The organism is Ideonella sp. P3_A4 (assembly GCF_056403075.1).
In genome coordinates, this window is the sequence record NZ_JBFUGE010001311.1 from 1 (window position 1) to 672 (window position 672).

At 60.4% G+C, this 672-nt stretch carries 1 protein-coding gene; it reads left to right on the forward strand.

All coding sequences use genetic code 11. The features are described 5' to 3' along the window. Positions 1–227 (forward strand): transposase (locus AC1DYI_RS37735; protein ID WP_477209165.1); only part of this gene is annotated, 227 nt, incomplete at its 5' end. Between the last annotated feature and the right edge of the window lie 445 nt (positions 228–672).

Consider the following 672-nt stretch of genomic DNA (forward strand, 5'->3'; position numbering starts at 1 on the left):
AGTTCTACTTCGCCACGCCGTACCACTCGTGGGAGCGAGGAACGAACGAAAACACCAACGGGTTGCTTCGGCAGTACCTGCCCAAGGGCATGTGCTTGAAGGGGCTGACCCAAGCCGAGTGCGACCGCATTGCGGGTGAACTCAACAGCCGGCCAAGAGAAAGACTAGGATTCAGGACTCCGGCCGAAGCATTCGGCCGTCCGCGGGGTGTTGCACTTCAACGTTGAACTCAAGCACCGGAGATKCACCAACCGAGATGGACTTGCCATGCAATGCAGAMGGACCCGAGGAAAYTGGAGATGCTACTCGGCTGACCAAAGCCTGCCTATGCAGCACCGGGACTRCGGCTGTTTCAGTTTGGCCCGCTAGCCGAGACGGCAGAACCGGCCCAGTAGCAGCTCCCACCCCAAGCTCCGGCCGTGACCGTAGGCACTGCTGAACCGTGACGTGGCGCCAAGCCTTCAATTTTGACCAACTTGGCAGGCGSAAGGCCGAAGTGACTACCGGCCATGCGCTGGCCGCCGAAGGACGGACAGCCCACGCCGACGCTGAAGCGAGCACGCCTCTCCCATGAGCACAAAGCATCGAGACCGAGACCTTGAGAAGCTGGCATTGGCAGAAGACGCTTCAAGTGAMCTGAGCCTTCAACCCGGCTGTGGGCCTAACGTTCGA